The organism is Aquitalea magnusonii (genome assembly GCF_003202035.1).
In the GTDB taxonomy this organism is placed as follows: Bacteria; Pseudomonadota; Gammaproteobacteria; order Burkholderiales; family Chromobacteriaceae; genus Aquitalea; species Aquitalea magnusonii.
The window spans coordinates 96,760-110,577 of record NZ_QJKC01000002.1; the positions used below are offsets into that span (position 1 = coordinate 96,760).

The window sequence follows — 13,818 nt, forward strand, 5'->3', positions numbered from 1 at the left end:
CAGACAATTAGCCTGGCCCTGCACGGTCATCCGGTTTGTGTTAGCGATCTGTCGCCTCGGCCCTGCCAAGGCCGACGGCCGCGGGCACCCGGTCCTGGGTAATGCCGGAGTACAACCACTGCCGGAAGTGGTTCAGCGTCATCGGTTTGCCAAAATAAAAGCCCTGCAGGAATTCGAAGCCTTTGACCGACAGATAGTTTTGCTGCCCCTGGGTTTCCACGCCTTTCACAATCACCTGCACGCCAAGCTGATGCGAGGTTTGCAACAGGCCATCCAGGATATTGGTCTTGAAGCTGTCCTTGCCCAGGGCCGATACATAGCCCTTTTCCACCTTCAGGTAGTCAAAACCCCAGCGCCGGAGATAATTGCGGTCGGCGTGGCCGATACCGAAATCATCCAGCGCCAGCTTGACGCCCATCTGGCGCAAATCCTGCACCACACGGTGGGTGACCTGATGTTCGGGCAGCGGATAGCGCTCGGAGACTTCCAGCACCAGCACGGCTTTTTTCTCACGCAATACCGCCAGCAGAATCTTGCAGTCCTCCACCAGGTCCGGCATGCCCAGATGTTCGGCGGCGATATTGATGCCGACAAAAAAACCGGGCGGCAAGGCAACCTGTTTCAGCTCCTTGGTCACACGGCGGATCAGGTAGCGGGTAAGCGGCACGATCAGCCCGGCATCTTCGGCTGCCGGAATAAACAGATCCGAGCGGATGGCCCCCTGCACCGGATGGCGCCAGCGCGCCAGCACCTCCACCCCGACACACTCGCCATGCTCTGCCGTCACGATGGGCTGATAGTGGGTAAAGAATTCGCGGTTGCGGATACCCTGGGCGATTTCCCAGCCGGTGGAGTTGCGCGCCACCTCGCGCCGCAGCAAGGACCAGGCCAGTACCAGACCAGCCAGCACCGCCAGCAGCAAGGTATCCGGCCGGCGCAGCAGCGAGCCTTCCAGCACGGACAGCCAGGATTCCTGCATCACGATGCTGAACTGGCCGCTGGGTGCGGGCAGGCTGTAACTCAGCCCCTGGCCGATGCTGTCATCCATGGGGTGCACCTTGCCATCCGCCGCCAGGTATTGCTCGCCCAGCACCATATAGGCCTGCATGTCGCCGGAAGCGGCTTGCTGCAGCAGATTGACGAAGGCATCGCCGCCCAGTTCGATCATGCTGACACCATAGCCATGGCGCTGCAGCCGCAGCACGGCCTTGCCATCGCGGCTGCCACTGAGCAACAGCACCCGGCCATCACCCGGCAAGGCCGGTACATCCTGCCGCGACAAGTCGGAAGTACACGCCGTGCCATCCGCACCCACACGCAGGGCGTAACGGGCATGCGGGGTGGACTGCACCACCGAGGCCAGCATCTGCCTTGGCAGATCACAGGCCGCACTGACCGGCACCCCGTCGATACGGCCCAGCGCTCCATTGGCCAATCCGATTTGCTGATCCAGCTGCTGCGTCAGCAGGCTTACCCGTTCATGCAGTTCGGTGCGATCCTGCTGCCAGGTCACCAGCAGCGACAGCAGCCAGCCAGTCAGCAGGCATGACGCCAGCGCAGCGGAATATACAACCGCCGGTTTGGGTGACAATGCATAACGCGACCATAGCGTCCTGACTTTTTTAAGCATCCACTTGTTCCAGTCACCATGCCCATGGCTGGTTGATCACGGCAGGTCGCCCGCTGACAGCGCCTGGCCTGGTTATTGTCATCATAGCTCTTATTACCCTTAACCCAAGCGGGATAAGGCTTGCAAGGATATCCTTTCGGATAAGGCAGGAAAAGCGTAGTTTTGCTTAAAACAGCTTGCGCAAGCGCTGCCATCGCCTGTCACCGCCCGGCCAAACCGCGCTGCAAAACGGCGGCGCTCAGTTTAACTGTGAAATGTGACGGCTATTATCACGCCCTCGCTTATAAGCGCAGCTAACAGAATGGGCCGGTTCGCGCCAAAAGGCGCCCCCGCCCCCGCCACAATAAAAATGCCGACAGTCGGAGACTGCCGGCATGGTCACATCATTTCCAGCGAGGCCGCTGCCTCGTGCCGCCTTGACGGCTCAGCCGAAATGACACACGTAGTGCAGGGTTTCCAGCACTTCAATCTGGAAGGAGCTATCGCCCGGCACAGTGAAACTCTGGCCACCCTGATAGCTTACCGCTTCATTGCTGCCGGCCAGGGTGATACGGCACCGGCCTTCCAGCAACTCCATGATTTCCGGCGCACCGGTATTGAACAGCAGCTTGGACGGCAGGATCACGCCGACCGACTTGCGCGTGCCATCGGCCAGGGTAATGCTGTGGCTGACACATTTGCCGTCAAAATACACATTGGCCCGCTTGGCCACGCTGACATTATCGAACTGTTCCATGGGTATCCTTTGCTGGTGTTTTTGTTATCAACAATAAAATGATCGGCTAGCATACCCGAATCCGCTCGGACGGCAAGATGCATGAATGGGTCGCCACCCGTCGCCACTCAGCGCATGCCGCATGACATACTGAGCGCTTCTCCCACCCATACCAAGGAGCCCGGACCCATGGCCATCCTCCAGCGCAGTTGCCTGCTGCTTGGTGTCAGCCTGCTCTCGGCCTGCACCACCATGGCAGACAGACTGCAGGGCAGCATCACCCCTCCCCCCGGCTATGGCTATGCCATCGTATCGCTCACCGCACGCGCATTTGACCAGGATTCGGCCAATACCGGCATGCACATCGTCGACAGCCAGGGCCAGACCGTGGCCCATGGCCGCGCCAGCATGAATACCGATACGGTATTCGGCGAGGAAGGCATGAGTCCGGTCGATGGCCGGCTGCAGTTGTTTGCCTTGCCACCCGGTCATTACCAGGTGGCGGATGCCTGGGGCAACTGGATAGAGGAATCCGGCTGGGGCAGCCAGTGGCGTTCGGTCAGCATGCCTATCCATGCCGGTTTCGACATCAGTGCCGGTAGCAGTGTCTATCTGGGAGAGGTGTTTCTGGACTTGTCGATGCGTCCGGAACTGAAGCTGAGCAATCAGCAGAAGCGTGACTTCGGCCATATGCGCCGGGTATGGAAGGTGCAGGATCTGAGCCATGTGGAAATCCGGCCCTTGCAACTGCCCGCTGCCAGCTCCGGCAGCAGCGCGCCCTGAGCTCGCCGATCAGCCCAGTCGCGAAGTCCACAAGCGGGTCAGGTAGGCCGGCTTGACAGCCGCACTGGCGGCAGCCACGGCCTCGACCACCCGATAAGCCGGCTGGCGGGTGTCACGCAACAGCACATCGGCGTAGGGCGGGCCATCCAGCTTGCGCAAGGCCGCCACCCGCGGCTGGTTCGCCTTGTCGCCACTATGGGTGACCACGGCAATTTCATTATTGGCCAGCCGCACGAAGCTGCCTGGCGGATAAATACCCATTTCCTTGATCAGCAAGGACACCAGTGCAGGCGCAAACGGCCCCAGCTCGCCGCGAAACAGGCTGGCCATCACCTGCGAGGGCAGTACGCCATCCTGCTGCAAGTGCTCGCACAGACTGTCCACCAAGGCCAGCAAGCGGGCATCCGGATGGATCTCCTCGCCGCGCAAGCCGGCCGGATAGCCCTGGCCATCATCCTGTTCGTGATGGGTCTGCACCAGCAGGTGCCAGTGCTCATCCACCACCCCGGCTTCGCGCAGAATCGCCGAACTCATCACCGGGTGGGCATACATTTCATCCTGCTGGTTCAGCGTCATGGCCTGCCTTTGCACCCCCAGCTGGTTTAACAGCTGGCTGATGGCCACATTCATCGACAAGCCGGCACAGACCAGGCTGTGCAGCCGCGATGGTTCCAGCCCCTGTCGCCGCCCCAGGAGTGCCAGCAGCGTGGCCACCTTCAGGCTATGCGAGCGGACCGGCACCAGAAACAACGAGGCCAGCATGCCATCGCGAAAGCGCTGGGTCAGCAACAGCAGCTCTTCGGCCATTTCCTCCAGCCGTCCGGCCAGTCCCGGCACGGCCAGGCCATGCAGGAGCAAGGCTTCCAGCCGGCCCGCCATGAAGCCGACTTCCACCAGCGGATTCTTGGGAACCGTGCTGGCCGCTTCACGTTCCCGCTGTGCCGCGCGATCCAGCCGTTCGCGCTCCAGCCTGACCGCTACCTCTTCCGCATCACCGTGCGCCACATCCATCAGCCGTTCGCGCTGCTCGGGCGTTAGGACATAATGACCTTTTTTCAGCAGCAGAAAGCCGTTTTTGGCGTATACATCTACGGTAAGCTGCTCTCCCACGCGCAGAAAACGGCCGGGAAGCTTGATCTTGGATGGCGGCTGGGACATGGCAGAGAGTGGGAACCGGATCTAGATTGCAGTTTAATCAAACAACGCCCTTGATGCCGACAAACCATGACACAGGCGGACACTGGAGCGGCATTGTCGCCAAGCCCGCAGCAAACCACAAGTCCTGACTGCCGCAGTGGGCAGGACACACCGGAGCAAACCCGCATGGATACATTCAACCCGCCGCGCCGCGCTTTCATTCAGGGCGCACTGGCCACCGGTTTCGCCCTGGCCGTGCAACCCGTGACGGCCGGCAGCATCGCCACCGACAGCCGGGCCCTGGACAGCGGCCTGGCCGGCATTCCGCTGGACGATGGCATTCTCCCCGTTTATTTCGCCCGCCCCACTGCCCGCAGCAGTCTGCCGATCGTGCTGGTGGTGCAGGAAATTTTCGGTGTGCACGAACACATTCGCGATATCTGTCGCCGCCTGGCCAAGCTGGGTTATCTGGCGGTGGCACCCGAGCTGTATTTCCGCCAGGGCAATCCTGCCGCCAGCCCCGACATTGCCAGCATCATCAAGGACATCGTCAGCAAGGTGCCGGATGCGCAGGTGATGCAGGATCTCGACGCCACCCTGGGCTGGGCTGCCGCCCATGGCGGCGATGCCAGCCGCGCTGCCATCACCGGTTTTTGCTGGGGCGGGCGCATCTGCTGGCTGTATGCCAGTCACCATCCGCAGCTGAAAGCCGGCATCGCCTGGTATGGCAAGCTGGAAGGCGCCCACGACGCACTGACGCCAACCCAGCCGGTCGATGTGGCAGCCAGCCTGAGCGTACCCATACTGGGCCTGTACGGCGGCCAGGACAGCAGCATTCCCCAGGACAGCGTTGAGCGCATGCGGCAAGCCTTGCAGCAAGGGCAGAGCGGCTCGCAAATCGTGGTCTATCCCACCGCTGGCCATGCCTTCAACGCCGATTACCGCCCCTCCTACCAGGTGGCCGCGGCACAGGATGGCTGGCAGCGCTTGCAGGCGTGGCTGGACAGCCATGGCATGCAGGCCAGCAAGGCCGCCGATACCGACTAGGCGGGAGACTGCTCCAGCATGCGGCGAATGACCTGATTGAACGGATCAAGCCAGGCGCGCTCGAACTGGTCGTCCGCCGCATTCAGCTCCGCTGCCGCCCGCAGCATGGAGCGACGCTGCCCGCGATGGGCATGCTTGAGCATCACCGCCTCGAAGGCATCCACCAGGGCCAGAATGCGCGCACCCTGGCTGATTTCACCACTGGCCAGGCCGTAAGGATACCCTTCGCCATCCGGTGTTTCGTGGTGTTGCAACACCATCAGCGCCGCCTCTTCCCAACCCGGCATGCGCCCCAGCAAACCGGCCACCCAAGCCGGGTGCAAGGCCATCAGCCGGCGCTCGTTGTCATTGATTTGCCCCAGTTTCAGCCAGACGGACTCCGGCAGGAACATCATGCCGACATCGTGCATATACACTGCGGCCTCCAGTTGCTCGGCGTCCACCCAGCCACCGGCCTGCCGATTCAGCTCCAGTGCCAGCTTGAGATTGCGCTCGGTACGGCCGAGAAATTCCGGCATGCGCTGCTCCAGCTGCAAGGCCAGGGTGCGAAACAGCAGCATGTCCTGCTGACGCGACTGCACCACCGACTTGGCACCTGTGGCCACGGCTGGTGCTTCACTCTTGCCCTGCACGCCCACCATGGCCGCCACCAGCCGCGAACAGGTCGCCAGCACCGAAGGCAGTGGCAGGCTTTCCAGCGAGCGCAGGGCATCCAGCAGCGTATGCATCTGCACCTCATCCACCGGGCGCGCTCCGGCGATCTGCGCCATGACCAGCTCGATGCGGTCCAGCACCAGCATCAGCACGTCGCCCATCACCTCCTGATATAACAGCTCGCCACTGCGCAGCCGGGCCAGCAAGCCTTCCAGCGCATGGGCAAAAGGCACCACGAACATCACCCGGCACAGCCCGGCATCGCCCTTGATGGTATGGATCAGACGGAACAGATCGCCCACCAGCTCGGGCGAGGACGGGTTCTGCCCCAGCTGTGAAGCCAGTTTCTCGATTTGCGGTGCATAGTCGGACAGCACGTCGCGAAAGTCCTGAAAGCCTTCCGCGTCTTCCCGCACAAACTGCAGTTGCACTTCATCGCTCATGACATGCTCACATGGTGGCCTGATGTCATTGCACTATAAATCATCAGACAGCCGCCAGCGGACACAATCCGTCCCCGCAAGCCAAAACCACAGGCGTATGATGAGCCCCCCCAGCTCATTCTTTGCCGGAGTCGCTACCGTGAACCCCTCTTTTGCCGTATTGCAAAAACAGATCGACTTCATTCTGGAAGTCGACAAACTCAAATCCGTGCTGCGCAAGACCAAGCCGCTTGGGCTGGAACGCTATGAGAATTCGGCCGAACACAGCTGGCAGGCCGCGCTGCTGGCGCTAAGCATGGCGCAGCATGCGCCGGTGCCACTGGATATCGACAAGGTGATACGCATGCTGCTGATTCACGATCTTGGCGAAATCGACACCGGTGATGTCATCGTCTACGCCGAAACCGACAGCGCGGCACGCGAAGCAGAAGAGCTGGCTGCCATCCGCCGCATCTGCGGCCTGCTGCCGCCAGAGCAGGCTGACGGACTGGTGGCGCTGTGGCAGGAATTTGAAGCCCGCCAGAGCGCCGAGGCCCGCTTCGCCCGTGCGATGGACCGGCTGATGCCCATTTTGCTCAACCTTAGTCGCCAGGGCCAAAGCTGGCGTGAAAACGGCATCAGCAAGCAGCAGGTGCTGGCCATGGCCGTCAGCAAGGTCAGCGATGGCTGCCCGCTGGCCGGGCAATGGTTGTTACACGCACTGGATGCAGCGGAACAGCAGGGTTTCTTTGCCGCGGCCGCGACTGCCGACCAGCAGAAACCATAATCAATACAATGTTTTTTGCCAGGTATGATCACAAACCGCCGGCATTGCCCGCAGAAAATACTTGCCAACATTCGCAACAATGGGCAGTATGCCTGCCTGCAGGATGCTCAAGTTGTGGATGTGTAGTTGTCGTAGTGGCATTTAGTCCGTACCTCAGTCGCCATTTCCCTTGAACTTCATGCGTTTTATCAACTTGCTCGTTTTGAGGATAAACAAAATGGCAACCGGTACCGTTAAGTGGTTCAACGACTCCAAAGGTTTTGGCTTCATCACTCCGGATGAAGGTGGCGATGACGTATTCGCTCACTTCTCCCAAATCAATGCTAAAGGCTTCCGCACCCTGGCTGAAAACCAGCGCGTAAGCTTCGACATCGTTGATGGCCCGAAGGGCAAACAGGCCTCCAACATCCAGCCGCTGTAATCTTCTTAAAGATTACTCGCTGATGAAAACCCGGACTTGTCCGGGTTTTTTTGTTTTAGCGCGCCAGACATGGCGTGCACTGCCGTGTCGCATGCCTTAACATTCACTCCCATCCCGTCATTCCAGAGTCAGTCCCCATGCAAACGCCCACCCACGACGAAGCCATCGCCAGCACGCGCGAATGGCTGGAAAAAGCCGTCATCGGCCTCAACCTCTGCCCTTTTGCCAAATCGGTTTATGTCAAGAACCAGGTCCGCTTCGTGGTCAGCGATGCCACCGAGCCGGCCCAGCTGGCCGAAGAGCTGGCCAAGGAACTGCGTCTGCTGGCTGACAGCAGCCCGGAAGAAATCGACACCACGCTGCTGATTCATCCCTATGTGCTGCAGCGTTTTCTGGATTTCAACGAATTCCAGGACATCGCCGACGCCATCGTGGAAGAACTGGAATTGGACGGCGTACTGCAGGTGGCCAGCTTCCACCCCAAATTCCAGTTTGGCGGCACCGGCGTCAATGACATCGGCAATTACACCAACCGCTCACCCTGGCCCACCCAGCACCTGATCCGTGAAGCCAGCATCGACCGCGCCGTAGAGGCATTCCCCGAAGCGGAAGCCATTTTCGAGCGCAATATCGACACCGTCACCAAGCTGGGCGTCGAAGGCTGGCAGGCCCTGTTCGCCCCCAAGCACTGACGCCCGGCCACCAGGCCTTATTGCTCAAGCGCCAGCCACAGGGTACAACACAAGCCATCCCCCCTCTTTGCGAGGTCACCATGAAGATGTTGCGTTGTGCCCTGTCACTGCTGGCCTGCCTGCTGCTGACACATTGCAGCAGTACGCCGGTGCGCAAACCGGTACAGGGCGACAGCTTCAGCTCTGCCGAGCTGGGACAAAGCGCCGCCAACCGCATTGCCAATCTGGCGATGCGTGACAATCTGCTCAGCCTGCAAACCCTGCTGGACAAGCTCTATCGCCGCAATCCAGCCCAATGGCAAAAAAGCGGTGCCGCCAGCCGCGATGCCGCCATTGCTCAGGTCATGGCGGCCATCCGCAACAACGGCAAGCTAGCCGCGCTGGGTCAGGTTCGCTCGACAGCAGCGCTGACCACGGCCTTCGACCCGCAATTCAGCGGGGATCGCGCCGGCACGCTGATTTATGGCCTGGGCAGCATGCTGGTTGACGTCTACGGTGGCCGCACCGAACTCTACCTGGTACACGGGCTGGACGCGCAACAGCTGGCAAATGCCGCCTACAATGTCGAAGTTGCCTCCTGGCTGCTGGGTCGCCGCCAGAATGCCGACGGCAGCCCCCTGCTGCTGGCCAATGAAATCAACAGCCAGCAACGCAATCTTTCCTTCGAACGTGAAATGGGCAAAATCATGGCGCGACTGGAACTCCTGGCCGAACTGTCCGATGAGAAGCTACGGCGCAGCGCCATCGACTTTGGTCAGTCGCTGGTCGCCGGCCCCTTCCTGCAATTCCTGCCGGTATCGGCCGTCAGCAGCGCCATTCCGGCAGCCACGCACTGAGCCGGCAGAGCCCGCGCCATGAAAAAACCGCCGGACAAGGCCGGCGGGTGTGATGGCGACGCGATGGCGATCAGTGCTGATCGGGGTACTTGCCTACCTTGTCGCGATAAAAATCCTGAATGAGCGGCATATCCGCAGCGATATCCCCGGTGGGGTGAAATACCGGACCAAAGCCGCACACCTTGCGCGCATAATCCATATAAGCCAGCACAATCGGCAGCTGCGCACCCCAGGCAATATGATAAAAGCCGGTTTTCCATTCCTTCACCCGCTGACGGGTACCTTCTGGCGGAATGGCCACCACCAGCCGCTCCGACTGCTGATAAACCGTAACCATCTGCTGCACCAGCGAGTTGCTGCGGCTACGCATGACCGGGATGCCACCCAGCCAGCGCATCACCGGCCCCAGCGGCCCCCAGAACAAGGTGTGCTTGCCCATCCAGTACAGCTTGGCGCGCAAGGCAAAACACACGCCCAGCGTCAGCGGGAAATCCCAGTTACTGGTGTGTGGTGCCGCGATCAATACGTATTTGGGCAGATCGGGAAAACTGCCTTCAATGCGCCAGCCGCGCAGGCGCAATAGCATGATGGACAGAGCGCGCATGAAGTCGCGCAGCAGCGGAGTATCGAAAATGGTGTAGTGCATGGAGTCCGGCATGAGGGCAGGACCCGCGCGACGGACGGCGGACAGCCCTCCGGTCAGAGGCCTGCCTTGACGATGGAAAAGGCGGACTGTACCGGATATGGCCATGCGGGTAAATCACAATCATGCCGCCGGCCGGCCTGCTGGCCGCCAGCGGCTGTCGACTAGGCGCGCTGCAAGATTTCTTTCAGGTCTTTTTGCACGTCCCAGAAGGTGACATCAGCATCGTAAACGCCCAGGCAAGTGGGCTTGGCCAGATAGCGCTGGGCATTGCGGCTATCCATGGAGCAGAACAGCAGACGCTCCTTTTCCCAGATCACGATGCACTGACCCTTTTTGGACAGACGGTCGATCAGGGTGCTGATCTGCTCGCTGATAACCCGGGCCGAGAGGTTTGCGCCATATTTGCCGGCTTTGGAAAATTCATTTTTCATCACTTCGGACAATCTTTTCTGGGTTGGTCAATGACTCACCCGTCGTATTATCCGCAGTGGTAAAACAATACCTATCAGACGTTTCGGAAAGATAGCCTGCGACTTTAAAACCTCGCCCTGGCTACGTCTGCCGGCGATTTCAGCACACGGTCAGTCCGCGGGCGGCAAACAAGGCCCGCGCCGCGGCGACTGCCGCCGCATCCGGCGTGGGCGTATCTGCCAGCGGATAAGCCATGCCCAGTGCCGCCCACTTTGCCGCGCCCATCTGGTGAAAAGGCAGCACTTCCACCCGCTGCACAATACTGCCCAGCCCTGCCACATAATCAGCCAGACGGCTGATGTCGTCGGCACCATCCGTCAGCCCCGGCACCAGCACATAGCGTAGCCAGACGGGCTTGCCAAGGCGCTGCAAACGCTGGGCAAAGTCCAGTGTCGGCTGCAGCGGCTGGCCGGTAATCAACTGGTAGCGTGCCGGATCGCTGTGCTTGATGTCCAGCAACACCAGGTCCACCGCTGCAAGCCAGTCGTCACTGATGCCGGCATGCAGAAAGCCCTGGGTGTCCAGCGCAGTATGCAGGCCATAACGCTGCTTGATGGCCCGCAACAGCGCACCGACAAACTCCGGCTGCATCAGAGGCTCGCCACCGGAGATGGTGACGCCGCCGGCAAACTTGAGAAAGCCGGCATAGGGGGCCAGCTCGTCCAGCGCCTCATCCAGCGTCAACTGACGCCCGGCGTGCAGCTTCCAGGTGTCCGGGTTGTGGCAGTACTGGCAGCGGAACTGGCAGCCGGACATGAAAAAGACAAAACGCATGCCTGGGCCGTCGACACCGGCACCGCTCTCGGTGGAATGCAGGTAGCCGGTGGGCTGCCCTGCGGCAAGCGGCATCTGCACGCTGTGCTGCAACATGAATCACTCCTGACGAAAAACCCGCCCACCAGCCAGGGCTGGTGAGCGGGCCATACCACCGCGGGTGGCCTGATAGCCGATTACAGGCTGGCGTGGAAGGTACGATTAATCACATCCAGCTGCTGTTCGCGGGTGAGTTTGACGAAGTTGACCGCATAACCCGACACGCGGATCGTCAGCTGCGGATACAGCTCGGGGTGTTCCATGGCATCCAGCAAGGTCTCGCGCCGGAATACATTGACATTGACATGGAAGCCACCGGCGGCGGCAAAGCCATCCAGACAATGCGACAGATTGGCAATGCGGTCCTCTGCGGTATGGCCCAGCGCATCCGGCGTGGCCGATGCCGTCCAGCTGATACCATCGAGCGCAGCGGAGTAAGGCAGCTTGGCCACCGAGGCACCGGCCGCAACAAAGCCATGCACGTCGCGGCCGTTCATCGGATTGGCACCCGGGGCAAACGGCTCGCCAGCACGACGCCCGCACGGCGTATTACCGGTTTTCTTGCCATACACCACATTGGAGGTGATGGTGAGCACCGACTGGGTGGGTGTGGCATTGCGGTAGAAATACGGCTGGGCCTTGATCTTGTTCATGAAGGTTTCGGTCAGCCACACCGCCATGCTGTCGACACGATCATCGTTATTGCCATAGGCCGGGTAATCGCCCTCGATGCGGTAATCCACTGCCAGGCCGGCTTCGTTGCGGATGACATGTACGCGCGCATGCTTGATGGCCGACAGCGAATCCGCTGCCACCGACAGGCCGGCAATGCCGCAGGCCATGGTACGCAGGATGTCGCGGTCGTGCAGCGCCATTTCGATGCGCTCGTAAGCGTACTTGTCATGCATGTAGTGAATGCAGTTGAGGGCTTTCACATAGGTGGCGGCCAGCCAGTCCATCATCTTGTCGAAGCGGGCCATCACCGTGTCAAAGTCCAGCACATCGTCGGTGATCGGGGCGAAACCGTGGGCCACCACCGCCCCGCTCTTTTCGTCCACGCCACCATTGATGGCATACAGCATGGCCTTGGCCAGATTGGCACGCGCACCAAAGAACTGCATCTGCTTGCCGATGCGCATGGCCGATACGCAGCAGGCGATGCCGTAATCGTCGCCCCACAATGGGCGCATCAGATCATCGTTTTCGTACTGGATCGAGCTGGTATCGATGGAAACCCTGGCGCAGAAGTCCTTGAAGCCCTGCGGCAGGCTGGTCGACCACAGCACGGTCAGGTTCGGCTCGGGCGCCGGCCCCAGGTTGTACAGGGTATTGAGGAAGCGGAAGCTGTTTTTCGACACCAGGGTACGGCCATCCTCGCCCATGCCGCCGATGCATTCGGTGACCCAGGTCGGGTCGCCGGAGAACAGCTGGTCGTATTCCGGGGTGCGCAGGAAACGCACGATGCGCAGCTTGATCACCAGATCGTCAATCAGCTCCTGCGCCTGCTCCTCACTCAGCACACCGGCGGTCAGGTCGCGCTCGATATAGATGTCAAGGAAGGTGGCGATGCGTCCCAGCGACATGGCCGCACCATTTTGTTCTTTCACCGCAGCCAGGTAGGCAAAGTAGGTCCACTGCACTGCCTCACGGGCGTTCACCGCCGGGCGGCTGATGTCAAAGCCGTACTTGGCCGCCATCTGGCGCAATTCATCCAGCGCACGGAACTGTTCGGACAACTCTTCACGCTGGCGCAGCACGTCTTCGGTGAATACGGCATCATCCAGCTCGTGGAACAGCTGCTGACGCTCCTTGCGCAGGAAATCCGTGCCATAGAGTGCAACACGGCGGTAATCGCCAATGATGCGGCCACGGCCATAGGCATCCGGCAGGCCGGTGATGATGCCGGATTTGCGTGCAGCGAGGATTTCCGGGGTATAGGTATCGAACACCCCCTGATTATGGCTCTTGCGGTATTTGCTCCAGACTTCCTTGATCACCGGGTCCAGCGTAAAGCCATAGGCAGCCAGCCCGGCTTCCACCATACGCAAACCACCATTGGGCATGATGGCGCGCTTGAGCGGCGCATCGGTTTGCAGGCCGACAATCAGTTCCAGTGACTGGTCGATATAACCGGCGTCATGCGCGGTGATGGAGGTGGCACGATCAGCCGATACATCCAGCACACCCTTTTCCCGCTCCTGCCGCAGCAGTTCGCCCAGCACATCCCACAGCTTGCGGGTGCGTTCGCTGGCACCAGCCAGGAAAGAGGCATCGCCGGTAAAGGGGCGATAATTCAGCTGGATGAATTGACGTACATCGACATGGTTTTGCCAGTTGCCGGCAGTAAAGCCCCGCCACGGGTCAGCCTGTACGGCATTGTGAGCAATCGCTTCCATGACCACCTCCTGAGTTGAAGTCCGAAACTTGTCCCTGCAGAAACAATACTACATTCACTATCGAAAGCAGCTTATTGATGTACATCAAGCTCCACCATGGCAGTTCATCACAGCCGGACATTCTGCCAGTACCCACCCCCTACTCCTTGCCCAAGCATGGCGCCAATAATCACTTTTATTGTTACTTTTCAATAAATTATAGAAAATTAAAATACACACACGCAGTACCAGTGCAGCATGCGCGGTAGCAACAGCGTGATCCCCCACCAGCCAAACCCTGCGGCAAATGCTCAGCTACCAGCGCAGCATAGCAATAATTGCAAAACAAAAATGTTCGTTTTCGAATATTACATTGAGACCAATACGTG

The 13,818-nt window shown here is 60.3% G+C and carries 14 protein-coding genes; 6 read left to right on the forward strand and 8 right to left on the reverse strand.

Annotated elements, in window-relative coordinates:
• Window positions 1-40 precede the first annotated feature (40 nt).
• Window positions 41-1,630: an EAL domain-containing protein gene (locus tag DFR38_RS21475; protein WP_233170319.1), complete on the reverse strand. Its 1,590-nt coding sequence runs from the start codon at window positions 1,628-1,630 to the stop codon at window positions 41-43.
• 424 nt (window positions 1,631-2,054) lie between these two features.
• Window positions 2,055-2,366, reverse strand: coding sequence for a pyrimidine/purine nucleoside phosphorylase (gene ppnP, locus DFR38_RS02205; protein ID WP_059285487.1), 312 nt, complete (start codon window positions 2,364-2,366; stop codon window positions 2,055-2,057).
• Window positions 2,367-2,534: 168 nt separating this feature from the next.
• On the opposite strand from ppnP, the gene DFR38_RS02210 reads away from it, so the two are divergent.
• On the forward strand, window positions 2,535-3,128 hold the full coding sequence (locus DFR38_RS02210; protein WP_059285486.1) for a hypothetical protein: 594 nt from the start codon (window positions 2,535-2,537) through the stop codon (window positions 3,126-3,128).
• A 9-nt stretch (window positions 3,129-3,137) separates the two neighbouring features.
• Here DFR38_RS02210 and DFR38_RS02215 read toward each other — a convergent pair whose 3' ends face one another.
• On the reverse strand, window positions 3,138-4,286 hold the full coding sequence (locus tag DFR38_RS02215; RefSeq protein WP_110312935.1) for an HD-GYP domain-containing protein: 1,149 nt from the start codon (window positions 4,284-4,286) through the stop codon (window positions 3,138-3,140).
• Between the two features lie 165 nt (window positions 4,287-4,451).
• Between DFR38_RS02215 and DFR38_RS02220 the strand changes: the two genes are divergently transcribed.
• Complete coding sequence (locus tag DFR38_RS02220) at window positions 4,452-5,312, forward strand: dienelactone hydrolase family protein (protein ID WP_059285485.1); 861 nt, start codon at window positions 4,452-4,454, stop codon at window positions 5,310-5,312.
• On the opposite strand, the gene DFR38_RS02225 is transcribed toward DFR38_RS02220, so the two are convergent.
• Window positions 5,309-6,409: an HD domain-containing phosphohydrolase gene (locus DFR38_RS02225; protein ID WP_059284523.1), complete on the reverse strand. Its 1,101-nt coding sequence runs from the start codon at window positions 6,407-6,409 to the stop codon at window positions 5,309-5,311. The genes DFR38_RS02220 and DFR38_RS02225 overlap by 4 nt on opposite strands.
• Before the next feature lie 139 nt (window positions 6,410-6,548).
• Here DFR38_RS02225 and DFR38_RS02230 point away from each other — a divergent pair, with 139 nt between their 5' ends.
• From DFR38_RS02230 to DFR38_RS02245, 4 genes are all read left to right on the forward strand, one after another.
• Window positions 6,549-7,175 (forward strand): HD domain-containing protein, encoded by a 627-nt coding sequence (locus DFR38_RS02230; protein WP_239688500.1) that lies wholly within the window; start codon window positions 6,549-6,551, stop codon window positions 7,173-7,175.
• A gap of 217 nt (window positions 7,176-7,392) precedes the next feature.
• The gene (locus DFR38_RS02235) at window positions 7,393-7,596 is read left to right on the forward strand and encodes a cold-shock protein (RefSeq protein ID WP_045845074.1); all 204 of its coding nucleotides are present in this window, start codon (window positions 7,393-7,395) and stop codon (window positions 7,594-7,596) included.
• A gap of 137 nt (window positions 7,597-7,733) precedes the next feature.
• Window positions 7,734-8,288, forward strand: coding sequence for a DUF1415 domain-containing protein (locus DFR38_RS02240; protein ID WP_059284524.1), 555 nt, complete (start codon window positions 7,734-7,736; stop codon window positions 8,286-8,288).
• An 80-nt stretch (window positions 8,289-8,368) separates the two neighbouring features.
• A complete protein-coding gene (locus DFR38_RS02245) occupies window positions 8,369-9,124 on the forward strand; it encodes a hypothetical protein (RefSeq protein ID WP_110312936.1) in 756 nt (251 codons plus the stop codon).
• A 70-nt stretch (window positions 9,125-9,194) separates the two neighbouring features.
• Here DFR38_RS02245 and DFR38_RS02250 read toward each other — a convergent pair whose 3' ends face one another.
• The 4 genes from DFR38_RS02250 to pflB all read right to left on the reverse strand — a co-directional run bounded on the left by DFR38_RS02250 (window position 9,195) and on the right by pflB (window position 13,450).
• On the reverse strand, window positions 9,195-9,770 hold the full coding sequence (locus tag DFR38_RS02250) for a lysophospholipid acyltransferase family protein (protein ID WP_059284564.1): 576 nt from the start codon (window positions 9,768-9,770) through the stop codon (window positions 9,195-9,197).
• Between the two features lie 161 nt (window positions 9,771-9,931).
• Entirely contained in the window at window positions 9,932-10,201 is a 270-nt protein-coding gene (locus tag DFR38_RS02255) for a hypothetical protein (RefSeq protein ID WP_059284525.1), read from the reverse strand.
• Between the two features lie 139 nt (window positions 10,202-10,340).
• Window positions 10,341-11,111, reverse strand: coding sequence for a pyruvate formate-lyase-activating protein (pflA, locus tag DFR38_RS02260; RefSeq protein WP_059284526.1), 771 nt, complete (start codon window positions 11,109-11,111; stop codon window positions 10,341-10,343).
• An 80-nt stretch (window positions 11,112-11,191) separates the two neighbouring features.
• Window positions 11,192-13,450, reverse strand: a complete 2,259-nt coding sequence (pflB, locus tag DFR38_RS02265) for a formate C-acetyltransferase (RefSeq protein WP_059284527.1) — start codon at window positions 13,448-13,450, stop codon at window positions 11,192-11,194.
• Window positions 13,451-13,818: the final 368 nt, after the last annotated feature.